This is a genomic window from Streptacidiphilus sp. EB103A (assembly GCF_041261405.1).
Taxonomy (GTDB): Bacteria; Actinomycetota; Actinomycetes; order Streptomycetales; family Streptomycetaceae; genus Streptacidiphilus.
On record NZ_JBGCAQ010000005.1, the window covers coordinates 39,902 to 64,817 of the forward strand.

The 24,916-nt window shown below is 71.4% G+C and carries 20 protein-coding genes; 12 read left to right on the forward strand and 8 right to left on the reverse strand.

Features of this window, described 5'->3' with window-relative positions; all coding sequences use genetic code 11:
- Positions 1–31: 31 nt before the first annotated feature.
- Entirely contained in the window at positions 32–2,092 is a 2,061-nt protein-coding gene (locus ABH941_RS09330) for a carbohydrate binding domain-containing protein (protein WP_370128183.1), read from the reverse strand.
- A gap of 187 nt (positions 2,093–2,279) precedes the next feature.
- Here ABH941_RS09330 and ABH941_RS09335 point away from each other — a divergent pair, with 187 nt between their 5' ends.
- From ABH941_RS09335 to ABH941_RS09365, 7 genes are all read left to right on the forward strand, one after another.
- Positions 2,280–4,058 (forward strand): DUF2264 domain-containing protein, encoded by a 1,779-nt coding sequence (locus ABH941_RS09335; RefSeq protein ID WP_370128184.1) that lies wholly within the window; start codon positions 2,280–2,282, stop codon positions 4,056–4,058.
- Between the two features lie 126 nt (positions 4,059–4,184).
- The gene (locus tag ABH941_RS09340; protein ID WP_370128185.1) at positions 4,185–5,285 is read left to right on the forward strand and encodes a LacI family DNA-binding transcriptional regulator; all 1,101 of its coding nucleotides are present in this window, start codon (positions 4,185–4,187) and stop codon (positions 5,283–5,285) included.
- Between the two features lie 88 nt (positions 5,286–5,373).
- Positions 5,374–6,696 carry an ABC transporter substrate-binding protein gene (locus ABH941_RS09345; protein WP_370128186.1) on the forward strand — a complete coding sequence of 441 codons (1,323 nt, stop codon included), beginning with the start codon at positions 5,374–5,376 and terminating at the stop codon, positions 6,694–6,696.
- 53 nt (positions 6,697–6,749) lie between these two features.
- Complete coding sequence (locus ABH941_RS09350; protein WP_370128679.1) at positions 6,750–7,646, forward strand: carbohydrate ABC transporter permease; 897 nt, start codon at positions 6,750–6,752, stop codon at positions 7,644–7,646.
- Positions 7,643–8,560, forward strand: a complete 918-nt coding sequence (locus tag ABH941_RS09355) for a carbohydrate ABC transporter permease (protein ID WP_370128187.1) — start codon at positions 7,643–7,645, stop codon at positions 8,558–8,560. The genes ABH941_RS09350 and ABH941_RS09355 overlap by 4 nt, the downstream gene beginning before the upstream one ends.
- A gap of 29 nt (positions 8,561–8,589) precedes the next feature.
- On the forward strand, positions 8,590–9,618 hold the full coding sequence (locus tag ABH941_RS09360; protein WP_370128188.1) for a hydroxyacid dehydrogenase: 1,029 nt from the start codon (positions 8,590–8,592) through the stop codon (positions 9,616–9,618).
- An 11-nt stretch (positions 9,619–9,629) separates the two neighbouring features.
- Positions 9,630–10,856 (forward strand): alpha-L-fucosidase, encoded by a 1,227-nt coding sequence (locus tag ABH941_RS09365; protein WP_370128189.1) that lies wholly within the window; start codon positions 9,630–9,632, stop codon positions 10,854–10,856.
- On the opposite strand, the gene ABH941_RS09370 is transcribed toward ABH941_RS09365, so the two are convergent.
- The 3 genes from ABH941_RS09370 to ABH941_RS09380 form a co-directional block, all read right to left on the reverse strand.
- Positions 10,853–11,953, reverse strand: a complete 1,101-nt coding sequence (locus ABH941_RS09370) for a LacI family DNA-binding transcriptional regulator (protein WP_370128190.1) — start codon at positions 11,951–11,953, stop codon at positions 10,853–10,855. The genes ABH941_RS09365 and ABH941_RS09370 overlap by 4 nt on opposite strands.
- A gap of 113 nt (positions 11,954–12,066) precedes the next feature.
- Positions 12,067–13,050, reverse strand: coding sequence for an aldo/keto reductase (locus tag ABH941_RS09375; RefSeq protein WP_370128191.1), 984 nt, complete (start codon positions 13,048–13,050; stop codon positions 12,067–12,069).
- Positions 13,051–13,125: 75 nt separating this feature from the next.
- A complete protein-coding gene (locus tag ABH941_RS09380) occupies positions 13,126–14,349 on the reverse strand; it encodes a lipase family protein (protein ID WP_370128192.1) in 1,224 nt (407 codons plus the stop codon).
- Positions 14,350–14,619: 270 nt separating this feature from the next.
- Here ABH941_RS09380 and ABH941_RS09385 point away from each other — a divergent pair, with 270 nt between their 5' ends.
- The 3 genes from ABH941_RS09385 to ABH941_RS09395 all read left to right on the forward strand — a co-directional run bounded on the left by ABH941_RS09385 (position 14,620) and on the right by ABH941_RS09395 (position 17,663).
- Positions 14,620–15,915: a PucR family transcriptional regulator gene (locus ABH941_RS09385; RefSeq protein WP_370128193.1), complete on the forward strand. Its 1,296-nt coding sequence runs from the start codon at positions 14,620–14,622 to the stop codon at positions 15,913–15,915.
- Entirely contained in the window at positions 15,912–16,619 is a 708-nt protein-coding gene (locus ABH941_RS09390; protein WP_370128194.1) for a ribonuclease H, read from the forward strand. Before ABH941_RS09385 ends, ABH941_RS09390 begins: the two co-directional genes overlap by 4 nt.
- A gap of 162 nt (positions 16,620–16,781) precedes the next feature.
- Positions 16,782–17,663: an SGNH/GDSL hydrolase family protein gene (locus ABH941_RS09395; protein ID WP_370128195.1), complete on the forward strand. Its 882-nt coding sequence runs from the start codon at positions 16,782–16,784 to the stop codon at positions 17,661–17,663.
- A 27-nt stretch (positions 17,664–17,690) separates the two neighbouring features.
- On the opposite strand, the gene ABH941_RS09400 is transcribed toward ABH941_RS09395, so the two are convergent.
- Together ABH941_RS09400 and ABH941_RS09405 are read right to left on the reverse strand one after the other, a co-directional pair.
- Complete coding sequence (locus ABH941_RS09400; RefSeq protein WP_370128196.1) at positions 17,691–18,101, reverse strand: SHOCT domain-containing protein; 411 nt, start codon at positions 18,099–18,101, stop codon at positions 17,691–17,693.
- Between the two features lie 118 nt (positions 18,102–18,219).
- Entirely contained in the window at positions 18,220–18,435 is a 216-nt protein-coding gene (locus ABH941_RS09405; RefSeq protein WP_370128197.1) for a helix-turn-helix domain-containing protein, read from the reverse strand.
- A gap of 205 nt (positions 18,436–18,640) precedes the next feature.
- Here ABH941_RS09405 and ABH941_RS09410 point away from each other — a divergent pair, with 205 nt between their 5' ends.
- Positions 18,641–18,796, forward strand: coding sequence for a hypothetical protein (locus ABH941_RS09410; RefSeq protein ID WP_370128198.1), 156 nt, complete (start codon positions 18,641–18,643; stop codon positions 18,794–18,796).
- Between the two features lie 109 nt (positions 18,797–18,905).
- On the opposite strand, the gene ABH941_RS09415 is transcribed toward ABH941_RS09410, so the two are convergent.
- A complete protein-coding gene (locus tag ABH941_RS09415) occupies positions 18,906–20,333 on the reverse strand; it encodes a PucR family transcriptional regulator (protein WP_370128199.1) in 1,428 nt (475 codons plus the stop codon).
- 560 nt (positions 20,334–20,893) lie between these two features.
- On the opposite strand from ABH941_RS09415, the gene ABH941_RS09420 reads away from it, so the two are divergent.
- Positions 20,894–22,726: a hypothetical protein gene (locus ABH941_RS09420; RefSeq protein ID WP_370128200.1), complete on the forward strand. Its 1,833-nt coding sequence runs from the start codon at positions 20,894–20,896 to the stop codon at positions 22,724–22,726.
- A gap of 185 nt (positions 22,727–22,911) precedes the next feature.
- Here ABH941_RS09420 and ABH941_RS09425 read toward each other — a convergent pair whose 3' ends face one another.
- Positions 22,912–24,585: a beta-1,3-glucanase family protein gene (locus tag ABH941_RS09425; RefSeq protein ID WP_370128201.1), complete on the reverse strand. Its 1,674-nt coding sequence runs from the start codon at positions 24,583–24,585 to the stop codon at positions 22,912–22,914.
- Between the last annotated feature and the right edge of the window lie 331 nt (positions 24,586–24,916).

Genomic DNA, 24,916 nt, shown 5'->3' on the forward strand with positions numbered 1-24,916 from the left:
GCGGCTCGTCGCGCGGTGGTGCAGACGGCGGTCAGCCTGCGGTGACCGTCAGGTCGTCGCAGGAGGCGGTGCCGGTGCCGGTGTCGTGGTAGCAGAAGACGGTGGCCGTGGTGGTCGTGGAGCCGGTGGTGAAACTGACGGATCCCTGGGTCCAGGCGGTCGCCGTGATGGCTGAGACGAGTTGGGAGCCGCCGTAGCCCTTGACGCCTATCTCGACCTGATTACCGGTGGCCGACACCAGCCCGAAGCCGCTGAGGGTGTAGGTGGTGCCGGGCGTCACGGCGATGACCTGCTCCACGGTGGAGCTGGCGGCACCCAGCTTGAGGGCGTAGGCCCCGGCGAGCGCCGGGGAGGAGACCACGCTCTCGGAGGTCCCCGATCCGGTCCAGGGTGACACTGAGCCGCTCTCGAAGCCCCCGTTGGCCAGTCGCTGGGTGTCTGTCAGCACGGGGCTGTCGGTCGTGTAGGGGCGTACCTGGACCTCGGCCAGCGACAGCGGTCCGCTGCCTGCGAGTTGGACCCGGACGTAGCGGCCGGTCACCGCGGCGGGCACGACGGTGGGCGTGGCCAGGCCGCGGACGGTCGTGCCGGTCTTGTACTCGGGGTAGCGGAAGGTGTCCCGGGTGACGTTGATCGCCCAGACACCGGTCGAGGTCTGGGTCCACTGGTTGGGCGGGATCGGGGTCGTCGGTGCGGCGGCGGTGGAGCTGTCGGAGACGACCAGGTAGTAGTTCTTCGTCGCGGTGGCGGCGTCCGAGTTCCACAGCGCGACGGAGCCGATGCTCTGGCTGGAGCCGAGGTCGACCTGCCACCAGGCCCGGGCGTCGGTGCCGGTCTGGCTCACCGAGCCGTCCGCGACGGCGGGATCGGTGGTGCCGTCGACGGCCAGCGAGGCGGTGTAGCTGCCGTTGGTCGAGGACTGGGTGGCCGTCATGCCCTGGGCGAGGTCGGGATCCTCGATGACGGCCGTGCGGTTCTGGACGTAGCTCCCCAGGTTGAAGGCGATCACCGTGTCGCCCGGGCTCGCGCTGGAGCCGACGGTCATGGCGACCGTGGTCGACCAGGTGCCGCCGGCTGCCAGGGCGGGGACGGCGGTCGCGGCCGGGGTGCCGCTGATACCGCTGCCGGCGGTGACCGAGAGGGTGGTGGCCGCGCTGGCGCTGTTCCCGGAGTTGGTCACGGTGATCGGGACGGACGTGGTCCGGCCCCGGGTGAGTGTGCAGGTGCTGGGGAAGGTGACGCTTGCGGTGAGCGACCCGGTGGAGCCGCCGGTGCCGGTCAGGCCCGTCATGAAGTCGTGCGTGGCGCCGATCCAGCCGCAGCTGCCCGATCCGATGTCGCCGGGTCCGGACCAGATCACGGCGCCCTGGGTCTTGGCCTGGAGCTGCGACAGTTCACTGGCCCAGGTGGTGGCGTCGATGAAGGTGTTGGTCTTGCCGGAGATGTCCCACTGCGGCCAGATGTAGGGGTAGATCGGCTGGCTGGGCGCGATGGTCTGGTCGTTGGCGACGGCGTTGGTCAGGTTGGTGGTCCAGGCGGACGCCGTGGTGCTGTGGGTGTAGAGGGAGGGCACGAAGACGGTCGCGCCGTTCTGGTGCAGCGAGGTGGCGTGGGTGATCTCCAGGGCGCTGAGGTCGTAGTCGTAGCCGTAGATGCCCAGCGGCTGGCTGCTGGGGATCACGGCCCGAGTCCAGCTGAGCAGGGTCAGCCAGGCCTGGTAGTTGTTGTTCTCCTGCGCGGCCGCAGTGCCTGCGGTGCCGTCGATGCCCTCGAAGTCCAGGACCAGGGGGGAGGTCGCGGGGATCGTCGCGTCGATGAACTTGATCTTGGCCTGGAAGTCGCTCTCGGGCGGCAGGCTGCAACTGTAGGCCGACGTGTTGGCGCAGGTGATGCTCCAGGAGTCGTATACGACGCCGGACGGCGTCAGCCCGTAGTTCGCCTGGAGGTTGGCGTCGTTGTAGCTGGTGTTGTCGTACAGCGTGAACGAGGACGAGGCGTGGGCACGGTCCGGGGCGGCGACCAGTGCGGTCAGGGCGAGGGCGAGGCCGGTGACGCAGGCGGTGAGCGCACCGCGAAGAGTTCTGGGCAGCATCATTGCTCCCTTTCGGATGATGTGGGGCTCGGCCGAGCCGTCGCGGGGGCCGGCGAGTTCCGGGACACTCTCTGACTGAAAGCATTTCGAGTCAAGTCATCTGATGCAGATAGCAACTGATAGAAAGAAAGAGTGTGTAACCGTGCATCGGGTTTCGTTTGCCTGGGGCGGCCGCTAGGGTGCCCGCATGACCGCTCCGCGCTTCCCCTTCCCCGGCAACCCACTGCGGAGCCGAGCGGACTGGCAACGCGCGCTGCTCCAGCTCTGCGCCCCACTCGACGCCGTGACCGGGGGGCAGGACAGCGCCGTCCCGGGCGCGACGCACACCCCACGGGTGGCCGCGCTGGAGTCGACAGCCCGGCCGCTGTGGGGGCTCGCCCCACTCGCGGCCGGTGGCGGGCACTACTCCGGCTGGGGACGGATCAGCAGGTCGCTGGCCCGGGGCACCGACCCGACGAGCCCCCGCTACTGGGGCGAACCCGGCGATATGGACCAGCGACTGGTCGAGGCGGCAGCGATCGGTTTCGGGCTCGCGCTCGCGCCCGACCGGCTCTGGGGCCCGCTGGCCGCCGAGGAGCGCGAGCGGCTCGCCGGCTGGCTGCGGCAAGCGGCCTCCGCCTACGCGATACCCGACAACAACTGGCACTTGTTCCCGGTTCTGGTCAACCTCGGCCTGGAATCGGTGGGCGAGGCAGCCGACCAGGCGGTGACAGCGGCCGCCTTCGACCGGGTGGAGGACTTCCACCGGGGTGGCGGCTGGTACTCGGACGGCCCCGAAGGCTCGGTCTGCGACTACTACGGGCCCTGGGGCATCCACTTCTACGCCCTGCTGCACACCGTCCTCGCCCGACCGCCCCACGCCGCCCTCTCGGCTCGCGCCCGCGAGCGCGCCACGGCCTTCGCCGCCGACTTCCAGCACTGGTTCGCCGCCGACGGCGCAGCCCTGCCCTTCGGGCGCAGCCTCGGCTACCGCTTCGCCCAGTCCGCCTTCTGGGGTGCGCTCGCCTTCGCCGACACCCCCGCGCTGCCCTGGGGGCGGATCCGCGCGCTCTGGGCGACCAACCTGCGCTGGTGGGCACGGCAGCCGATCTGCGAGCCGGACGGCGCCCTCTCCGTCGGCTACGCCTACCCCAACCTCCAGATGAGCGAGCAGTACAACGCGCCGGGCTCGCCGTACTGGGCCTGCAAGGCCTTCCTGCCCCTCGCCCTGCCCGCGCGGCACCCCTTCTGGACCGCGCCCGAACAGGCCGCGCCCGCCGGGCCGGCCCTGCGCGCGCAGCCCGCACCCGGCCTCCTGCTCCAGCGCTCCGGGACCGGACAGGTCACCGCGCTGGCGGTGTCCCGCACCAACGACTACGTCCGCCACGGCGAAGCCAAGTACGGCAAGTTCGCCTACAGCACCGCCTTCGGCTTCGCCGTGCCCACCCGGTCCCGGGACCTGCAGGGCGCGGGCTTCGACTCGGCCCTGGCCCTCAGCGACGACGGCGTGCACTGGCGGGTCCGCGAGAACGGGACCGACGCGCGGACCAACGTGGAAGGCGCCCGGATCAGCTGGAACCCCTGGCCGGACGTGGAGGTCGAGACCGAACTCCTGCCTGCGGGTCCCTGGCACCTACGACTGCACCGGATCACCACCGGGCGCCGGCTGTGGACCGCCGAAGGCGGATTCTGTGTCCCGGACACCGAGGTCGCCGTGACGAGCCTGGACACCGGCACTGACACCTCCCCCGCCGGACACGCACTGGCCGAGTCCGGCGGCCTGATCAGCGGCATCCGTCGGCTGCGCGGCGCGACCGGCGCCGAACTCCTGCGCCCGGACCCCAACTCCCACCTGCTCTGGCCCCGCACCCTGCTGCCGACTCTCCGCGGCGAACTCACCCCCGGCACGCACCGACTCGCCACCGCGGTCCTGGGCGCCGACACCACCGACCGCGACGCCTGGACCCGGCCCCCGAACCACCCATGAGCGCCGGTTCAGCAACCGGTGGTGCCAAAAACGCCAAGTCAAAAGAAAACGAAAGTAATCGTGTGTATCCGTGCCTTCCCTGGCTAGACTGAAGCCGACCAGCAGCCGACGGAGGGGAACGGGTGGATGCACGCCGAGGAGAGGCATCGGACGATCCTGCGCCAGGTGCGGGAGAACGGGTCGATGCGGGTCACGGACCTCGCCGCTGAGCTGGGGGTCTCCCCGGTCACCGTGCGCAAGGACGTCGAGCTGCTGGCGGAACGCGGGCTGGTCAGCCGGGTGCACGGCGGCGCGATGCGCCCCGAGGACGCCGCCGGGACGATGCCTCCGGTGGCGTCCTCCGGGCCGCCGGGGGCGGGGCGCCCGCTGCGGCTGGGGCTGGTCGTCCCGTCGGCCGACTACTACTACCCGGAGGTGGTCAGGGGCGCCCGTGACGCCGCCACCGCCGCAGGGGCCAGGCTGGTGCTGCGGGTCTCCGACTACGACCCGGAGGCGGAGCTGGCAGCGGCCGGGCAGCTGGTCGGCGACGGGGTCGACGGGCTGCTGATCGCGCCGTCCCAGGACGGCGGGACGGCGCTGGGGCGGCACTGGTGCGAGGACCTGGGCGTACCAGTGGTCCTGGTGGAGCGCCGCCCCGGGGAGGACGCCCCGGCGGTCGAGCACGTGGCCACCGACCATGTGCACGGGGCCCGGCTGGCCGTGGGGCACCTGGTCCGCGGCGGCCGGCGCCGGATCGCGCTGGTCATCCGGGGATCCACGCCCACCTCGCCGTGGATCCGGCAGGGCTTCTTCGACGGCCTGCGGGCGGCCGGCCTCCCGGCGACCGGCGAGGGCTCGTTGTTCGACCTCGGTGCGGAGGTGCGGGGGAGCGGCGGCTACGATCGCGCGACGTCCGAGTTCATCTGGGCCGCGGCGTCCGGGCGGATCGACGCCGTCATCGTCCACCCGGAACACGACGCCCTGGCGCTGCTGCAGCGGCTTCGGGAGCGCGGACTGTCGGTGCCCGGGCAGATCGCCGTCGTCTCGTACGACGACGAGGTGGCGGCCCTCGCGGATGTGCCGCTGACCGCGGTGGCGCCGTGCAAGCACGAGGTGGGGCGCTCGGCCATGGAGCTGCTGCTGCTCCGGCTGGCCGACCCGCAGCGCCCGCGCCGACGGATGTTCATCCTGCCTGAGCTGAACGTTCGCGCTTCGAGCGAAGCACAGCGAACCCAACCGAATATTTGACTTACGTTCTCTATTGACTAGTGACGTTAACTATCGAATCATTGCGTTCACCTTACCTCGCCTCACTGGCCTTCAAAGGAGCAGTGTCATGACGGCACCCCGTCGTTTCACCACCGCCGCAGCCGCGGTTGTGGCAGCATCGGTCGCCCTCTGTCTCACCGCATGCGGCAGCTCGTCCGGATCCGCGGGCACCGCCTCGGGCGGAGCAACCAAGGTCACCAACCTGACTTACTGGTCCTGGACCAAGAACGCCCAGCAGGTCGTCGACGCGTTCAACGCCTCGCACAAGGACGCTCATGTCACGCTCTCGGTGATCGCGGGCGGCGCCGACGGCTATGCCAAGATCTTCGCCGCGATCAAGGCCGGCAACGGGCCCGACGTCTTCAACTGCGAGTACGCGGAACTGCCGGACTTCGTCAGCCAGGGCGACGTGCAGGACATCAGCCAGTACGTCACCAGCGACACCAAGGCCAAGTTCGCCTCCGCCGCGATCGACCTGACCACACTGGGCGGCAAGAGCTGGGCGGTCCCCTTCGACGTCGAGCCCGAGCTGTACTACTACCGCAAGGACCTCTTCGCCAAGTACCACCTCACCGTGCCCACTACCTGGGCCCAGTTCCAGAGCGACGCGCAGGCACTGAAGAAGGTCGCCCCCAAGGCCGTCCTGGCCAACTTCAACACCAACGACCCGACCATCACCGCGCTGTCCGCGCAGGCCGGCGCGCATTGGTTCAGCACCTCCGGCAGCACGTGGACGGTGAACTTCACCGACGCCGCCTCGCAGAAGGTGGCCGCCTACTGGCAGAACCTGGTCAAGGGCGGACTGGTCAGCGCTTATGCGTCGAACAGCCCCTCGATCGCCGCGGACGTGACTGCCGACACCCAGATCGGCATGATCGACCCCCCGTTCGAGGCCGCCTACCTCAAGACCTCCTACGCGGACCAGTCCGGCAAGTGGGCCGTGGCCCCCCTGCCGACCTGGGACGGCACCGCGGCCACCAGCACCCTGGGCGGCTCCACCACCACCGTGTCCAAGAACAGCAAGTACGCCGCCGCGGGCGCGGAGTTCGCAACCTGGCTGGCCACTGACGCGACCGCGGTCAAGGCCCGGGTGACCGGCGGCACCTCCAGTGCCCTGCCCGCCGACCCGCAGATGGCCGACATCGCCCAGCAGGCGTTCGACGCCTCCTACTTCGGCGGCCAGGACGTGTACTCGGTCTTCAAGCAGGCCGCCACCACTGTCACCTCGGGTCAGGTCTGGGGCCCGTCGATGGTCGACACCATCACCGCCCTCACCGACGGGCTCAGCAAGCTCTCCAGCGGCACCACCGTCGCCGCCGCCGTCCAGGCGGCCCAGCAGAGCACGGTGGCCAAGCTCCAGTCCGCCGGCCTGAGCGTCACGGCCGGCTGAGGACCCCACCCATGGCAACCACCAAGCCATCCGCGTCGCGGGCATCCCGTCGGATGCCCGCGGCCCGGGGCCGCAAGGGCACTGCGGCAGCTCTGCTGCTCACCCCGTTCTTCGCACTCTTCGCTCTGGCCACCCTCGCGCCCATCGGCTACGCGGTCTGGCTGAGCCTGTTCCAGGAGCACCGCTCCGGGCTCGGATTCGGCCCGGCGACCACGGTCTTCTCCGGACTGGACAACTTCACCTCCGCGCTCGCCGACCCGGCCTTCCGCAGCGGCTTCGGCCATGTGGCGCTCTACGCCCTGGTGTACGTCCCGCTCATGCTCGCCGGCTCCATGACCGCGGCGCTGCTGCTGGACTCGACACTCGCCCGGGCCAAGCGGTTCTTCCAGCTCACGCTGTTCATGCCGCACGTGGTCCCCGGGATCATCGCCGCGCTGGTGTGGGTCTACCTCTACACCCCGCAGGTCAGCCCGGTGGTGCAGCTGCTGCAGTCCGGCGGCATTCCGTTCGACCTGGGCAGCGAGTCCACGGCGGTGCCCGCGATGGCCAACATCGGCATCTGGGAAGTCCTCGGCTACAACATGGTCATCTTCTACGCCGCGCTGCAGGCCATCCCGCGCGAACTGCTGGAGGCCGCTCGGGTGGACGGCGCCTCCGAGCTGCGCACCGCACTGAGCATCAAGATCCCCCTGGTCCGCTCCTCCGTCGGCCTGGTCGGCCTGTTCACCGGTGTCGCCGTGCTGCAGCTGTTCAATGAACCCCTGCTGCTCAGCTCGATGGGCGGAGGCGCGATCAGCAGCAGATGGACGCCCAACATGTACAACTTCGCCGCCGCACTGCAGGGCAACGACTACGGACGCGCCGCCGCAGGCTCGCTGCTCCTCGCGCTGTTCTGCGCGGCCCTCTCCTATATCGTGACCCGCTTCTCGAAGCCCTGGAGGAGCGCATGAGCAGCCTCACGCTGGCGAAGGACGCAGCAGCAGAGACCGGCCCGGCCACGGACCGGTCCGCACCGACCGGCAGCCCGTCACGCTCACGTCTTCTCTCCAAGGGCGCGGTCAACACCGCGCTCGTCCTGGCCGCCGTGTACAGCCTGTTCCCCGTGCTGTGGATGCTGCTGGCGGCCACGAAGAACAACACCGGACTGGCCAGTGGCGTCTTCGACTTCCACCACATCGCCCTGGGCGAGAACCTGTCGGGGCTGATCCACACCGACCACGGGATCTATCTGCGCTGGTGCCTGAACTCGGTGCTCTACGCGGGCATCGGATCGGCGGTCTGCGCGCTGATCTCCGTCGCCGCCGGCTACGCCTTCGACAAGTACCACTTCCGGGGCAAGGAGAAGCTCTTCGGCGCGGTGCTGCTGGGCGTCCTGGTCCCGTCCGCCGCGACGGTCATCCCGATGTACCTGATGTTCTCCAAGCTGCACCTGGTCAACACCGTCTGGGCGGTGCTGATCCCCTCCGTGGTCAACCCCTTCGGCGTCTACCTGGGCCGGGTCTTCAGCCTCGGCTACGTCCCTGACGAGGTCATCGAGGCGGCCCGGGTCGACGGCGCCGGAGAGATCAGGATCTTCGGGTCGATCGCCCTGCCCATGCTCAAGTCCGGCTTCACCACGATCATGCTCTTCCAGTTCTCCGCGATCTGGAACGGCTTCTTCCTGGCCCTGGTGATGCTCTCGGACAAGAACCTCTACCCGGTCACCCTCGGCGTCTACATCTGGCAGACGGAGTCCGTGCCGGACCCCTCGATGACGCCGCTGGCGCTCACCGGCGCGACCGTCGCGGTGCTCCCGGTGCTCGTCCTGTTCATCTGCCTCCAGCGGTACTGGCGTTCCGGCCTGACGGCGGGAAGCGTCAAGTGAACCGCCGCAACAGCAAGGAGCCACCCAGCATGTCGTCCCGTCCCACGGTCCTGCTCGCGATGGAGCCCGCACTGCTGCCCGGCCTCCTGGACGCCCAGGCGCTGGCGAGACTGAACCACCTGGCGGACGTGGTACCCGGGTTGATCCTCCATGGCCCCGCCGGCCCCAGCGACGCCGGCGCCCCCGGACGGTCGGCCGCCCTCGCCGGTGCCGAGGTGCTGTTCGCCTCTTGGGGCTGCCCGCCCCTGGACGAGGAACTGCTCGCCGCCGCACCCAGGTTGCAGGCCCTGGTCTACGCCGCCGGATCGGTCAAGGGGATCGTCACCGAGTCCTCCCGCCGTCGCGGCGTCCAGGTCTCCACCGCGGCCTGGGCCAACGCCCTCCCGGTCGCCGAATACACCGTCGCCGCCGTGCTGTTCGCCAACAAGCAGATCCTGGCGGTGCGGGAGGAGTTCCGCCGGGTACGCGGAACGCACGACTGGCGCGGCCAGTTGGGCCACATCGGCAACTACCGGCGCACCATCGGCATCGTCGGCGCCTCCCGGATCGGCCGACGGGTGATCGAGCTGCTGCACCCCTACGATCTGGACCTGGTCGTCCACGATCCCTTCCTCGCCCCCGCCGAGGCCGCGGACCTGGGCGTGCGCGGCGTGGAACTGGACGAACTGTGCGCGGTCAGCGACGTGGTGAGCCTGCACGCACCGCATCTCCCCGCCACCGAGGGAATGATCGACGCACGGCGGCTGGCGCTGATGCGCGACGGAGCCACCCTGATCAACACCGCCCGCGGCGCCCTGGTCGACACCCCGGCGCTCAGCGCGGAACTGGTCTCCGGGCGTCTGAACGCGGTCATCGACACCATCGATCCCGACCTCCTGCCGGCCGACTCTCCGCTCTACGACCTGCCCAACCTGCTGCTCACCCCGCATATCGCCGGATCCTTCGGCAACGAGACCCGTCGGCTGGGCGACGCCGCACTGGACGAACTGGCCCGCTACGCGGCGGGCCTGCCCTTCGCCCACCCGCTCGCCGACGACCGCCTCGACCGGATCGCCTGAGGGGGCCGCCGATGACGACCACGCCGACGCCCAGTCAACTCACTTGGCAGGAAGCGGGTTTCGGTCTCTTCCTGCACTTCGGCATCAACACCTTCAACGGGGCCGAGTGGAGCGACGGCAGCCTCGATCCGCGCACCTTCGACCCGAGCGCGCTCGACGCCCGCCAATGGGCGCGCACCGCCGTCCAGGCCGGGGCGAGGTACGTGGTGCTCACCGCGAAGCACCATGACGGCTTCTGCCTGTGGCCCACCGACACCACCGACTACTCGGTCCGGTCCGCCCCATGGCGGCAGGGCCGGGGCGATGTGGTCGGCGAGCTGGCCGAGGCCTGCCGCGCTGAGGGGCTGCGGATGGGCCTGTACCTGTCGCCCTGGGACCGCAATGCGCCCTGCTACCAGGACCCGAAGGCATACGACGACTTCTACGCGCGCCAGCTCACCGAGCTGTGCACACGTTACGGGCCGCTGTACGAGCTCTGGTTCGACGGAGCGGGGTCCGAGAACCGCGACTACGACTGGGACCGGATCATGGCGGTGGTCGAGGAGCACCAGCCGGACGCCATGGTCTTCAACCTGGGCCGGCCCACGATCCGCTGGGTCGGCAACGAGGACGGTCTGGCCGAGGACCCCTGCTACTACGTCACCCGCAGCACCGATATCAGCATCTACCACGACGGCCAGGCCGAGCTCGGCACCGCCCGCTACCTGCCGCCCGAATGCGACGTCCCGATCCGCGCCAACTGGTTCTGGCAGCCGGACGACCTGCACACCCTCAAGAGCCGCGACCACCTGCTGGCGATCTGGTACCGCTCGGTCGGTCTCGGCGCCGGACTGCTGCTCAACGTCGCGCCCGACCGCCGCGGACTGATCGACGCACACGACCGCAGCCGGCTGCTGGAGTTCACCGGCGAGCTGGACCGCCGCTTCGCCGCACCCGTACCCGCCCGGCTGACCGCGGAGGGCGACGACGTGCTGGTGCGGTTCCCCGGGCCGGTCCGCATCGACCACCTGGAACTGCGCGAGGAACTGACCGCGGGTCAGCGGATCGAGCACCACCAGATCCACGCGGGCGACCAGCGGATCGCCGTCGGACACACCGTCGGCGTCCGCCGGCTGCACGCCTTCCAGCCGGTCACCGTCGACGAGCTCCGGATCCGACTGACCGGTCCGGGCGCGGTGCTCAAGGCGGTGAACGGCTACGACACCGGCGGCGGCGGCGCGTCCGAACGGCCCGCCTAGCTGGACTCCCGGACCCGCAGCTCCGGCAGGATGAACACCCGCCGGCGCGGCCGTTCGGTGTCATCGAGACGGAGCATCAGCAGCTCCGCGGCGCAGCGGCCGACCTCGCTCTTGGCCGGTGCCACCGCGCTCAGCGGGATGTCGGCGAGCGCCGCGACCTCGTCGTCGTAGGACACCACGGCGAGCTGCTCGGGCACCCGTACCCCGCGCGTGCGCAGATGCTGAAGCAGCGTCAGCGCATCGTGCTCGGGGTGGACCAGGACGGCGTCCACCTCGCCGGTGGCGACCATGTCGACGAACTCGCGCATGGCTTTGTCATAGGCGGGTGTTCCACTGTTCCCGGTGCCCAGCTCGGCGTAGCCCGCGCCGGTCGGGCAATCCAGGCCGGCGGCGGTGAGCGCGGCCCGGTAGCCCTCCTCGATCCAGGGCGAGGTCGGCGTACTGCCGCGCATCAGCAGCGCGATCCGCCGGCGGCCGCTCTGGACCAGATGGCGGACGGCGAGGCGGGCGCCGAGACTGTGGTCGCTGATGACATGCTCGACCGTCGGATCGTCCTCACCGGGGCGGCGCTCGACCAGCACCACCGGGGTGTCGAGCTCCTCGTACCACTGCCGTCCGCCCGGACCGGGCGCCGCGTCGGGGGAGGAGGCCGACTCGCGGGAGGGGGCCAGCAGCAGGCCGTCGACACCGTCCTCGATGAGTTCGCGCGCGTGGGCCTGCTCGGCCTGTGGATCGTAGTCGGAGATGCGCAGCACCAGCCGCGCCCCCGCCGCCGCGACGGCCTCGCGCGCACCCCTGATCACGTCGGGGAAGTAGTACGAGGAGGACGGCACGATCAGCCCCAGCGTCCTGGCGGACATGTCCGGCGCCGCCGCCGTGGGCGCCTGCTGCTCGACCGGCGCGGTCTTGGCCCAGTCCTCGGGGACCATCGCCCCGCCGTGCACCCGGGCGACCAGGCCGCGCTCGGCGAGCAGCTCGATGTCCTTGCGCACGGTGACCGGCGACACGCCCAGTTCCGCGGCGAGGTCCGTCACCCGCGCCGACCGCTGCTGGCGCACCCGGCGCAGGATCGTCTGGTGTCGTTCCTCGGCATGCACGGCGCTGCTCCCCGTCGGACGGTTCCCTGGTGATCCGATCCTAGTGGTCGCAGGTTCGGTTCCGCTCGAACCTCTTCGTTTAGCTGCGAACGGACAGAGCCTCAGCGTGCGCGCTACCAGCGATCGTGGACGTGGGCGCGGATCCGGCTGTCGTACAGGTCGCGGATCCCGTCCAGGGTCGGCCCGGTCAGCGGCGGCAGGGCGGCGGCCGCGGCGTTGGCCTGCGCCTGGGCCGCGCTGCGGGCGCCGGGGATGACGCTGCTGACGCCCGGCTGCTGGATGATCCAGCGCAGCGCGGTCTGGGCGGGGGTCGCGCCGGCCGGGGCCAGCGCCGCGAACTCGGCGGCGGCCGCGATGCCGGTCTCGAAGTCGATGCCGGAGAAGGTCTCGCCCTGGTCGAAGGCTTCGCCGTGGCGGTTGTAGCTGCGGTGGTCGTCGGCGCCGAACACGGTGTCCCGGGTGTAGCGCCCGGACAGCAGCCCGGAGGCCAGCGGGACGCGGGCGATGATGCCCACCCCGGCCTGCTCCGCGGCGGGCAGCACCTGCTCCAGCGGCTTCAGCCGGAACGGGTTGAGGATGATCTGCACACTGGCGGTGCCGGGACGGGCGATCGCCGCCAGCGCCTGGTCGCAGGTCTCCACACTGACGCCGTAGCCGGCGATCCGCTCCTCGGCCATCAGGGTGTCCAGCGCGTCGAAGACCGCGTCGTCGGCGTAGACGGGGCCGGGCGGGCAGTGCAGCTGCACCAGGTCGAGTCGGTCGACGCCCAGATTGCGGCGCGAACGGTCGTTCCAGGCGCGGAAGTTGTCCAGGACGTAGTGCTCCGGCAGCTGCTCGGCCCGGCGGCCCATCTTGGTGGCCACGAACACCCCGCTGTCCGGCCGCTCCCGCAGGTAACGGCCGATCAACTGCTCGCTGCGGCCGTCCCCGTAGACGTCGGCGGTGTCGAAGAAGGTCACCCCGCCGGCCACGGCGGCGTCCAGCACCTCGAAGGCGTCCTGCTCACGCACGGCCCCCCAGTCGGCGCCGAGCTGCCAGGTCCCCAGACCCACCACGGAGACTTTCCTGCCGGTCCTGCCAAGTACGCGATCGTCCATGTCCGCATCCTAGACACCGCGCGGGAGGGGGCGTCCCTCCCGCGCGGTGTCGTGCCGATGTCGATCCGGCCGGGCTCAGCAGCTGTTGGACGGCGACTTCCCGGCGAAGCGGGCGGCGAGGAAGACCTCGACCGACACCGCGCGGGCGGCGATCTCCTCCGCGTGCTCGCCGAGCAGGTCGCGGACCTTCTGGACGGTGGCGCCCCCGGCGCACCAGGCACTGGTGAGGGTGTTGTCCTGGCCGACCGGGACGATCTCGTCGGTGTCGGCGTGGTAGTCGTAGACCGGGGTGCTCGGCGCGGCCGCGCCCAGCGTGTTCTCGCGCAGCACGGCCGCCACCGAGGGAACGCTCAGCGGATCGGAGGCGGTGGTGTCCGAGCTGAGCTTCCGGAACGGGAATGTCGCCAGCAGGCTGATCTCGCAGGTCCCGGCGGCCGCCGCGAAGTCCTGCCTGCCGCGGCTGTTGAGCAGGGCGGGGATGCCGGCCTCGGGGAACTCGGTGGAGATGCCGACCGCGGCGGCGAACTCGAAGCCGGCGAAGACGGTCCCGTCGATGTAGTGGCCCACAGCGGCCGGGTCGGACGGGGTGCCGCCGATGGCCGCGCCGGCGAGCTTGACCTCGGGGGCGTACGAGGGCTGCAGCTGCGCGGCCCAGCCGGTGGCCTCGGCGCCGCCGGAGTAGCCGTCCAGGGCCCACTGGTTGGCGGTCCCGATGCCCGCCTGGCCGAAGTTCCTCACGGCGCGGATGCCGTCCAGCACCGCGTGGCCGGCCTGCGGTCCGGCCAGGAACACCGACTTGGGGCCCTCGAAGTCGGGCAGCGCCACCGCCCAGTTCGCCGCCAGCAGTTGGGCGCCGAGCGCCGCGTCCTGGACGTCCGAGCCGGAGGCGATCTGGTACGACGGAGCGCACTGGGTGCCCAGGCTGTCCTCGGGGGTCTGCAGCGAGACCACCGGGCGCGGGCCGGACCCGGTCCACGCGGCCTTCGGGACGACCAGGGTGGTCACCGCCAGCTCGGGCTGGTTGTGGGAGTCGTCGGTCCGGTAGGAGATCTGCCAGGCGTCGACCGGGACCGGGATCCCGAAGAGGTTCACGCCGGGCACCGCACGGCTCGCGACGATCTGCCCCGGCGCGTACTGGGCGATGTCGGAGGGAGCGGAGTAGAACGGGTCCTGGTCCGGCACGACCGAGCCGGGGGCGACTGCGGCCGGGGCGGCGGCCGACGCCGGTCCGACGCCGGGCAGGAACATGCAGGTGCAGGTCAGTGCGGCGGTCGCGGCCAGGGCGAGTGGCTTGCGCACGGCTCTCCTCAGGTGCTGGGTACGGCATCCCCGGGGTGGCGGGGACGTCCCCGGGGTGGCGGGGACACGCCATGATGAGTCGGGTACGGCCGGTTCGGACCTGGGACGGGAACGCAGACTTTCCCCGCTGGATCTGTGACGCGTCACAAAACCGGGCGGGCCGCTTCCCATCAGGGTTACCGAGCGGTAATAGTGGAGGGCCCCGCCGCATCGGGGCACCCGCAGCCGGGTCGGCCCCCGAACCGGCGCCGGAACTTCGCGAGGTGCCTTGTGACGCTTGTCAGTCATGCCCCGATCAGCATCGGCGGGATCCCGCTGGAGTGGCGGCTGAGCGTCTCGGTGCACGAGTTGGCGGCGGAGATCGTGGCCCGGCTGGTCGAGGAACTCCCGGTCTACGCCACCCTCCCGGCCGAGCAGCTGCACGGGGACGTCACCGGCGTCGTGGTACGCGGGATCCGGGGCTTCGCGCAGGTGCTGCGGACCGGCAAGCTGCCCGACGCCGCACAGCTGGAACTGATGCACCGTTCGGCCGCGCGCAGGGCGGAGGAACGCGTCCCGCTGGACGCGGTGGTCGGCGCCTACTTCCTCGGGGCGCACGAGTGCCTGGACCGGATGATGGCCGACGCGCGGCCCGAGGACCTGGCCGATGTGCTGGCGGCCCAGCGACTGCTGCTGCGCTATCTGCAGGTGGTCGCCGGATCCGTGTTCGCCGGCTACATCCAGGAGAGCCGGGCCGTCCTCGGCGAGGAGCAGAGCGCCCGGCAGACCCTGCTGTCGGCGCTGCTGGACGGCGCCCCGGCGCAGCAGGCCGCCGAGCGCGCCGGCATGCGGCTGCCCGCGTGCTACTGGGTCGTCAGCATCGCCGCGGCCCAGCACCCGGACGAGCGCACCCCCGGAGTGGACGCCGCCATCGCGGCACGCCGCAAGGTGCGGCGGATCCGCGCGGAGCTGGAGCGACAGGTGCCGGACACGGTGCTGACCGCGCTGTCGCCGGACGGCGGAGTCGCGCTGGTCCCGGTCGCGGTCGGGACCGAGGAGCTGACCGCGGCCGACTGGAACCGGCTCGCCGGCCTGGTGCGGCATGTGGCCAGGGCGTCGGGCGCCGAGCTGACCGCCGCGGCCGTCGCCGCGGGCCCCGAGGAGGTCGCCGAAGCCGCCCGGCTGGCCGCTCAGGTGCGCCAGGTGGCCCACGACTGCGGGCGCGGTCCCGGACTCTACCGGCTGGACGACGTTCTGATGGAGTACCAGCTGGCACTGCCCAGCCCGGCCCGCGACCACCTGGCCGCGCTGCTGGGGCCGCTGGCGGGCCGGACCGACCTGCTGGAGACCCTGCGCACCTATCTGGCGACCGGCCTGGACCGGCGCCGGACCGCCGAGCGGCTGCACATCCACCCCAACACCGTCGACTACCGGCTGCGCCGGACCACCGCGCTCACCGGCCTCAGCGCCACGCACGGCCCGGACCTGCCGAGGATCCAGGCCGCGCTGGCCGCGTACGGCAGCCGGCCGGCCGGCCACCCGGGCGGGCCGGGGGAGGGGCGGGGAACTGCCATCATGGGGGCATGATCGAACGAGTCGTCGCGGCGTGCGACGGAGCAGCCAAGGGAAACCCGGGGCCGGCCGCATGGGCCTTCGTGGTGGCGGACAGCGCCGGCGCGCCGCAACGCTGGCAGGCCGGACCGCTGGGCCACAGCACCAACAACATCGGCGAACTCACCGCGCTGGAACAGCTGCTGACGGCCACGGACCCGGCGGTGCCGCTGGAGGTCCGGCTCGACAGCACCTACACCCGAGACGCGGTGACCAAGTGGCTGGCCAACTGGAAGCGCAACGGCTGGAAGAACGCCGGCGGCAAGCCGGTGGCCAACCGCGAGTTGATTCAGCGCATCGACGCGCTGCTGGAGGGCCGCGACGTCACCTTCGTCTACGTTCCGGCGCACCAGGTGGACGGTGACCCGCTGAACGCGATCGCCGACAAGGCCGCCAGCGACGCCGCGCGGCTCCAGCAGGCGTCCGGCGGAACCGCCCCCGACCTCCCGGTGCCGGACCCGGTGCGCGGATCCGCGGCCCGCAGCAGGCGACCTGCGGCGGGGGCCGCGGCCAAGCCGTCCGGAACGCCCAAGCCGGCCGGGGCCGGGAGCCGTGCGCGGACCCTCTCCGCACGCTTCCCGGGTACCTGCCCGTGCGGCCGGTCCTACGCCAAGGGAGAGCAGATCACCAGGGTCGGCGCCGGCTGGGGCCACCCCGGCTGCACCGCCGATCCGTCCTGAGCGGGGCTGAGCGGAGCGGTCCCCCGGATTGTCAGTGGTGTGGTGCACGATGCTGTCAGGGGCCCGAAACCGGCGGAGGGTTTCTGCACCGCCCGCGGCGGGGTATCTCCCATGTAGTTGGGCCATACAAGTAATTCGACGGTGACAGGGTGGGGGTCGCTGATGTCGCGTGGAGGAGTGGCACGGCGGGTGGCGGCAGCGGCGGCCTACGGTGGCGGGGGCATCGGCCTGATCGGCGCCGGGTTCGCGGGTCTGCTGCTGGCCGAGGCGAAGATCGCCGCAGTCAAGCTGGACGTCCTGCAGGGCGATCCGCTGCCCGCCGACGGGTGCTACGGGCGGGAACTGGCGAGTGACGGCGCCGAGCCCCTGACCCTGGTGGTGCTGGGGGACTCCACTGCCGCCGGGTTCGGGGTGGACCGCGCCGACCGAACCCCGGGGGTGCTGCTCGCCGGGGGTATAGCCGCCATCGCCGAACGGCCGGTGCGGCTCACCGTCGTCGCGGCGAACGGGGCCGTCTCCGCGGACCTGGAGCGGCAGACCCGGCTGGTGCTGGAGCGGGAGCCGGCCCCGGACCTCGCGCTGATCATGGTCGGGGCCAATGACGTCGCCCAGCAGGTCAAGCCCGCCGAGGCGGCGCGGCAGCTCGGCGACGCCGTACGGCGGCTGCGTGCGGCCGGGGCCGAGGTCGTCGTCGGCACCTGCCCCGATCTGGGGGCGGTCGGCGGCATCATGCGACCGCTGCGGTGGCTGGCCCGGCAGGCCAGCCGCAGGCTCGCGGCGGCGCAGGACCAAGCCGTCACCGAGGCTCGCGGGCACAGCGTCCTGCTCGGCGCCCTGCTCGGCCCGGAGTTCGCCGGCCGTCCGGAGATGTTCGCCTCGGACCGCTACCACCCCTCCGACCGGGGCTACCTGGCCGCCGCGATGACGCTGATGCCGACCATGTGCACGGCCCTGGGCATCTGGCCGGGGGAGGGCCTGCACGGCGGGCAGCGGGACGCCGAGGAGTCGCAGCCCTCGATCCCCGGTGAGTGCGTCAGCGTGTGAGCCGATCGGCGTCAGGTCAGGAGGCCGTCAGGCCAGCAGCTTGTCCTTGGCCTTCTGGAACTCCTCGTCGCTGAGCGCCCCGGAGGACCTGAGGTCGGCGAGCCTGGAGAGTTCGTCCACATGGTTCGCACCGGTTCCGCTCTCGGCGCCGGGTGTCGCCGCGGCCTGCCGGATGTACTGCTTGACCGCGGCGTCGGCTTGCCGTGCCTGCTCCCGGTCGCGCTCGCCCATGGAGCGGCCGCGGATGATCACGTACAGCAGTACGCCGAGGTAGGGCAGCACGATCACCAGGAGGATCCAGCCGGCCTTGGCCCAGCCGCTCAGGCTGTGATCGCGGAAGAGGTCGGTGATGATCTTGAAGAGCAGGAAGAACCACAGGATCCAGAGGAAGAACTCCAGCATGGTCCAGAAGACGTTGAGCAAGGGGTAGTTCGACACGGTCAGCTCCAGCTGCTCGGCCCGCTGAGATGAGGTGATGACGCCTAGAGAAAAGTCATATCACCGCAAAACGGGCCGTGCATGCCCGGAAGCGCACTGGCGGCCGGGGTTGGGCCGGTCAGCCCACCTGGGGGTCGACCGCGACGAACCGGCCCGTGCCGCCGGCCTCGGGATAGGCCAGGCCCAGCGAGACCAGGGCGTCCAGGGCTCGACGGACCCGCCGCTCGCCGGTGCCGAGCAGATCGGCCAGCTCGGTGGCGGACGCGGGGGAGCGGGAGACCAGGTGCCGGTAGGTCTCCTCGGTGTGGTCGTCCAGTCCTACGGATTCGAGCATGCGAGCTCCCTCCGACACGGTGTCTGGGCCGTCCCGGCCAGGGTAGCCGGTGCAGCCACTCTCCCGTACGGCCGGACGGGGCGGCCACCACCGGAAGATGTCCGGTTCGGGAATTCCGAGGTGCCGGTGACACCCCCAGGGGTATCGAATTACCCCCGGGGGTATGCTGGACCGCGTATCAGGAACCCGAACGAAGGAGACCCCCATGTGCCGACGCGTCAGCTGCTCCCGCTGCGGCAAGTACACCTACGCGGGCTGCGGCAACCACGTCGACCAGGTGCTGGACGGTGTCCCCGCCGCGCAGCGCTGCTCCTGCGAGCCCGAGCAGCGCCGCGGCTGGTGGATCTTCGGGCGGAAGTGACCAGGGCGGGCCCGGTCGGGCGAGGGCGTCGCCGCCCACCTGGAGCAGGCAGGCGGCGACGTCCTCACCCCGGAGCAGGCCGACGCCTACCTGCTCGCCACGGGCGGCCTCACCCCGCCGGGCTGAGCAGGGCCCGGTCCGCCGGCACGGCCAACCCCGCGGTCCGCGCCGCCTCCCGCTCCTGCAGCAGACGTCCCCGGAGAGCCAGGTCGATCTCGAACCGGGACTGCGGGTCCGTCAGGGCGTCGCCGAACAGCTTCTCCAGGCGGCGCATCCGCTGACGCACCGTCTGCGGGTGCAGTCCCAGGCTGACCGCCACCTCGGGAGCGCTGCCGCTGCTGGCCTCCAGCCACGCCAGCAGGGTCGCCTCCAGATGACGGCGGCGGTTGGGGGTCAGCCCGCGCAGCGGAGCGAGGCAGCGTTCGCTGACCAGCCCGACCAGCGCCTGGTCGCCGAGGAGCAGCAGCGCCGACAGGTTCTCGTCGCAGTAGGTCGGACCCGAGGTGTCGGCCAGGACCGTGCCGGGCAGCCGCTCGGCGACAGTACGGGCCCAGCGCAGCGATTCGGCGGCGCTGGCCCAGGGCACCGCGGGGCCGACCACCGCGGGCTGGTCCCCGAGCAGCTCGGCCAGCTGCTCCCGGGCGCCCGGGGCGTGCGGCTCCGGAACGATGAGGAAGGCCTCCGGGCCTTCCAACTGCGCCAGGACGTCCGGCCGGTGCCGCAGCCGGGCCGCGCCGGCGCTGCCGAGGGCGGTGCGTTCGGCCGGGGAGTCGGGAACCCCCGGCCGCAGCAGAACGACCGCGGAGAGCACAGCGGGCAGCTTCCACCGCGCCGCCCGTGCGGCCTCGGCCACCAGGTAGGCGGGTTCGCCCGCCAGCAGCGACCGCAGCAGCTTCTGACGGAGGAAGCGCTGGGTGCCGGGCTCGTCGGTCTGCGCCTGTGCGTAGCCGGAGGCAGCGGCGATCACGATCTGGTCGGTGTAGGCGAAGATCACCTCGGCGAGCAGCGCCAGCGTGCCCTGGGAGACCCCGGTGTGGCGCGCGACCATGGCGTACCTGCGCCAGACCAGGCGGGCGCCCAGGCGGTAGGCGGCCTGCAGCAGGTCCAGACTGCGGCCGGCGCGGGACTCACCGCGTCCCAGCGCGCGGTGGATGGTGGCCGAGGCGACGCTCGAACTGCGGTCGCCGGCGATCAGCTCGGCGAAGTGGTCCAGTACCCGGCCGGTGGCCCGGCGCAGCAGCGCCCCGGAGTCCTCCTCGAACAGCTGGGCGTACTCCGGCAGTTGACGGCATATCTGCTCCACTATCTCGGACACCAGTCGCGGGTTCTCACCCCGCATCAGCCTGGCGAAGCCCGGTGGCAGGGCCACCCACGGCGCGTCGTGCGGCACCGTGCGGGGCGCCTCTCCCTGGGGTCCGCTGCTCCGGGGCACGGGGACCCGGTCGCGGTGGCCGACGATCGAGGCGGCCCGAGCCGGGTGGGCTGACGGGGCACGCTGCGATGTGAGGCCCGGACTGTAGTGCGTTGCGGTGGACATGCAACCTCCTTCGCCGGTCCTGCGGATGCCACCGGCCCGGGGAAGCTGGCCCGGTGGCATCCGCTGACCTTGGGAGTGAATCAACCGCCCGGTACCGGTGGGGACCGGTTGAGGCAGCTGGGCCGGGAGGGTCAATGGGTGACTACCTGGCCGATCCGAGCATAGAGGGAGTCATCCGGCCGGAACGGGGCACAGCGTCTCCGTTAGGAATTGATAAGAGAGTTGGCGCTGAGCGGGTCGGCTCGACCCCGGGGCGGGACACCGGGCCGGGCCGGCGGGTGATCGTGGAGGTCTGCTCCGGCGCCGACGGCAGGAGTCTAGGCAGTGGTGCGGATTCGGATCCCAATTCGTCGCCCGGAGTGTGTTTTCCGGAAAACTTCGCCCCCGGGACGGTGATTTCCCGAGCAGATCGCTCACCTGTGGGCAGGTGTGTCGACACCCCGGCGCCTTCGGAATGCTCCTGGTTGGCTCGCAGGCAAGAGCGGAGCACTGGACAGCAGCAAATCTGTTCATGATGATGAGCAGCAATTCATGTGGGAGGCCGCGAAGTGAGCAGTGGAATGGCGCATCAACACGCGTTAAGGCGTTCCGGCCCCGAAGCCCGGAACGGGACGTGGATATCCGACCGCGATGCGGGCACCACACAGCTGCTGCGCGACGAGTCCGGTGTGCTGTCGTCGCTCCGCGTCCTCGATGTCGGGCTGGCCGCCGACCCGGGCTTCCAGGGCGCGTACCCGGCCGAGACCTCGGCGTTGGCGGCCCTGGACGACCCCCGGGTGGCACCGCCGGAGCGCTACGTCGTGGGGGCGACCGGTCGCATCATCGCGGTGGTCCGTCGGCACATCGACGGTGTCCCGCTGTCCACGCTGCTGACTCAGCGGTCCCGCGGCTTCGACTGGCAGACCGCCTCGGTCGTGGTCACCGATGTGCTCGCCGCGCTGAGCGCACTGCACGGGCGCGGGGTGCCGCACCGCAGCGTGCACCCGAACCAGGTGCTGGTCGGCACCGACGGCGTGTGCGTGCTGGTCGACGTCGGACTGGTGCGGCGGACCGGCTCCCCTGACGGTTCGTCACCCGAGGCGGGGCCGGCGACGGAACAGCGGGAGACGGCGATCGCGGCGGACCTCGCCGCGGTCGCCATCCTGTTCGCGGCGTGCGTCTTCCCGGCCGGAAAGGCCGGTCAGTCCGCCCCGGCCGGTCCGTCCGTCCTCGGGGGCCAGACCGGCCGCAGGGCCAGGACGAGCGCGGGAACCGCGGCCCTGGACGGCGTCCCGGACCTGCTGCGGGCGGTCCTGGACCGGGCCAACGATCCTGATGCGCGCGAGGGCCGGACCGCCGCCGACCTCCTCACCGCCTTCGGCAAGGTGACGTCGCGCGCCTTCGACGCGGGATGGGTCGAACGCGGCCGCGAGCGGCTGATCGCCCAGGTCGAGGACAACCGGCAGGCGCCCCCGGGGCTGACCGAGATGGTGCGGGCCGGCTGGAGCCGACGTCGGGGACCGGGCCGCCGGGTCGGCGCGGGCGACGGAAGCGCCCAACGCGGCCCCAGCGGACGTGCCACCGGGGCGGTGCGGGCGATGAGCGCGCAGGTCGCAGCGTATCTGCCGACCCAGAACGGCGCGGTCGCTGAGGAATCAGGTGAACGCTCACAACAGTCCGGTTGGCGGGCCCGGTTGCGAAGCCGTCGTGGCCTGTGGCAGGTGGGAATCCTGCTGGTGATGGTCGCCGGGGTGATCGCGGCCACGCTGACGGGCGTCCACTCCAAGGGGGGCACGCGGTCGGCCCCGTCGTCGGTCGCGGGCGGCGCGGCCGCCCGTCCGTCGGCGATCGGAACCGCCTTCGCGGCGCCCGTCCCCGGCCGCAGTCGCACGTCCGGTCCCAGCCCCAGTATGGGTGCCGGTGCCGGTGCCGGTGCCGGTGCGGGCCTCGGCCGCAGTGCGACTCCGAGCGCCAGCGCGACCACGCCACCGGGCGCCTGGCAGGAGGTCGGCTACACGAAGGGAACCATGACCCAGGACGCGGCGGTCTCGCACAGCGGGGACGGCTCGCTCAAGCTCACGGCCGCCGCCGGCGGGTACGTCTTCGCGGGCCTGGCCTCGCGGATGGCCGTACAGCCGGGGTCCCACACCTACGCCGCCTGGATCCGGACTGAGGGACCGTCACAACAGAAGGTCTGCATCGACCTCCTGTTCTACGACTCCGCGGGCCGCCAGATCGGCTCGGACCACGCCGTGTTCTCGAACGGCGGCAGCCACGACTGGCAACAGGTCTCGATCACGCTGGCCAGGCCCTCCGGCGCGGCCCAGGCCGACCTCCAACTGCGGCTCGGCGACCAGGGTCTGAGCCAGGGCGGATCCGCCTGGTTCGACGGCGTCACCGTGTCCGGGTCGTGAAATTCCTCACAGGGAATGCCACTATTCCGTAAGCGGACGGTAATCGGGGACGGCGGCGGATGAGTGCTTCCGTCGGGACGGGAATCACCTGCGGAGGGATTTCGGAGCCGGCCCCCGGTAATGCGTACGCGCGCCGGCGGCGGGGGCTCGGACTCCCGCCGCCGACGCCTTGGCTGACGGTATTCCTAACTGGCCTTGAACGTGAACCAGTTGATGTTCACGAAGTCGGCGGGCTGCCCGCTGGCGAAGGTGAGGTAGACGGTCTGGACCCCGGTGGTGCGGGTGATCGCGGCGGGGACGGTCTGCCAGGTCTGCCAGCCGCCCGTGCTGGCGATGGAGAAGCTCCCCAGCACCGTGCCGGTGGGGCTGTTGAGACGGACCTGGACCAGGCCGCTGACACCTGAGGCCGCTCCTGAGGCCACTCGGGCCTGGAACTGGGTGGCCCCGGTGCTGCCGAAGTCGATGCCGGCGTAGCTCAGCCAGTCCCCGTTGGCGATCCAGCCGACGTCCTGGCCCCCGCCGGTGTCGCTGCAGGTCTCGGTCGCGGTACCGGACTGCGAGGTGAAGGACTCGGCCTGGATGGTGCCGAAGGCGCCGGTGCCGGTGCCACCGGTCGGCGAGGCCGAGGCCGACGTACTGGTCGAACCGCCCTGCGCGGCACCGACGCTGATGGTGAGTGAGGTCGGTGAGGACGACTGCACCCTGCCCTCGAAGTCGACTCCGGCGGGGTGCACGTCGTCGTAGGGGAAGGCGTAGCCCAGGTGGTCGGTCGCGGTCTGGTGCAGGATGCGGGCGTAGTGGTTGGTCCGCGGCTGCGCGTAGAAGGCGGAGGGGTTCTCGCCGTCGGGCTGGTTGGCGTTGGCCAGCAGCGTGGTGCGGTTGAGGGCGGCGGCGAGACGGGCGCTGAGGTTCCCCATCTCGTCGTTGCCGGTGGTGAACGGGGCGCTGCTGCAGTTGAACACGGCCGCGGTGCTGGGCTTGGCGAAGCTGCCGACCCCGGGGAAGCTCAGCACGCCGTTGCTGACGCGTCCGGTGGTGCTGCCCCACGAGGCCTGGGTGTCGATCACCAGGTCGGTGCTCTGGTACTTCGTCCAGACCTGGTCGATGTAGCTTTCGAGATAGCCGCTGAAGAGCGAGGGGTTGGCCGTGATCGCGGTGTTGGGGCTGAGCACACGCAGCGCCGCCCCGCTGGAGTCGGTGACGATGAGCTTGGCCCAGTCGCTGCCGTCCGTGGCGGCCTGGGTGCGCAGGGCGGACGCCACCGTCTCCAGGCCGCCGGCCGGCAGGCCGTTGACCGTCTGAGTGCCCTGGGGCGTCTGGAGGTTGAACGAGATGGGCACGGACGCGAAGTCCACATAGCTGATGTTGGCGTACAGCTGGTTGGTGTCGTAGGTGAACTCGCAGAAGCTGTAGGCCGTGGCGATGTTGGGGTCGGTGGGGTTGGACACCGACGGCATGGCGATGCCGGGGCCGGGGTTGACCAGGAAGGTGAGCTTGCTGCCGATGGAGAAGTAGATCCGTCCGCTGGCCAGATGGGGAACGTTGATCGTCTTGGCCGGAGAGCCGGGGGCGTTCAGCGCGATCGCGCAGTCGGCGCCGAGCGCCGCTCCCGGCGCGGAGGGGGACGGCGGGTGGTAGAGCGTGCTCCCGTCGGCCTGCAGGAAGGCCCAGCTGTTGCCCTGGTTGAGGTCCAGGCCCAGGACGTAGGCGTAGACCGTGGCGGACGAGGTGTTGTTGGCCAGCTGGACCGGGAGGGTGGGGGTCGTACTCGCCGAGGCGGTGCGTCGCAGGGTGGTGAGCAGGACCGGCGCGGCCGCGGCTGCGATCGAGGCGCTGATCAGTTTACGGCGGGAGATCACGGCATGCTCCTGGGGGACCGGACAGCCAGGCGTGGGGGTCGCAGGCGGTCGTGACGGATGGTCAGTCGAGACAGCACGTGGACCGGTTGGGGGAAGCGGGACTCCGGTCAGCGTGTCATGGACACTCTTGTCGTCACTTCATCCCTCGTCAATAACCTGCACTTGAAAGCGCTCTCAACTCAACCTTAAATAAAACTCTTGAACGCTGGATCGAGTCCGACGGGTGGGAGGCGTGGCCTACCAGGAGGGAGGAAGCCGGTCGTGGCGCGACCCCGGCGGTGGGCGCAGAGTGGAGCCGTGGGTTCCCACAGCAGGGCGCCCCGGCAGAGAG

Coding starts and splice junctions, on each gene's coding strand:
- ABH941_RS09340 (WP_370128185.1), top strand. CDS start 4,185: ATGCACGCCGAGGAGAGGCATCGGACGATCCTGCGCCAGGTGCGGGAG.
- ABH941_RS09360 (WP_370128188.1), top strand. CDS start 8,590: ATGTCGTCCCGTCCCACGGTCCTGCTCGCGATGGAGCCCGCACTGCTG.
- ABH941_RS09395 (WP_370128195.1), top strand. CDS start 16,782: ATGTCGCGTGGAGGAGTGGCACGGCGGGTGGCGGCAGCGGCGGCCTAC.
- ABH941_RS09375 (WP_370128191.1), bottom strand. CDS start 13,050: ATGGACGATCGCGTACTTGGCAGGACCGGCAGGAAAGTCTCCGTGGTG.
- ABH941_RS09345 (WP_370128186.1), top strand. CDS start 5,374: ATGACGGCACCCCGTCGTTTCACCACCGCCGCAGCCGCGGTTGTGGCA.
- ABH941_RS09350 (WP_370128679.1), top strand. CDS start 6,750: ATGCCCGCGGCCCGGGGCCGCAAGGGCACTGCGGCAGCTCTGCTGCTC.
- ABH941_RS09355 (WP_370128187.1), top strand. CDS start 7,643: ATGAGCAGCCTCACGCTGGCGAAGGACGCAGCAGCAGAGACCGGCCCG.
- ABH941_RS09420 (WP_370128200.1), top strand. CDS start 20,894: ATGGCGCATCAACACGCGTTAAGGCGTTCCGGCCCCGAAGCCCGGAAC.
- ABH941_RS09410 (WP_370128198.1), top strand. CDS start 18,641: ATGTGCCGACGCGTCAGCTGCTCCCGCTGCGGCAAGTACACCTACGCG.
- ABH941_RS09405 (WP_370128197.1), bottom strand. CDS start 18,435: ATGCTCGAATCCGTAGGACTGGACGACCACACCGAGGAGACCTACCGG.
- ABH941_RS09335 (WP_370128184.1), top strand. CDS start 2,280: ATGACCGCTCCGCGCTTCCCCTTCCCCGGCAACCCACTGCGGAGCCGA.
- ABH941_RS09415 (WP_370128199.1), bottom strand. CDS start 20,333: ATGTCCACCGCAACGCACTACAGTCCGGGCCTCACATCGCAGCGTGCC.
- ABH941_RS09365 (WP_370128189.1), top strand. CDS start 9,630: ATGACGACCACGCCGACGCCCAGTCAACTCACTTGGCAGGAAGCGGGT.
- ABH941_RS09390 (WP_370128194.1), top strand. CDS start 15,912: ATGATCGAACGAGTCGTCGCGGCGTGCGACGGAGCAGCCAAGGGAAAC.
- ABH941_RS09330 (WP_370128183.1), bottom strand. CDS start 2,092: ATGCTGCCCAGAACTCTTCGCGGTGCGCTCACCGCCTGCGTCACCGGC.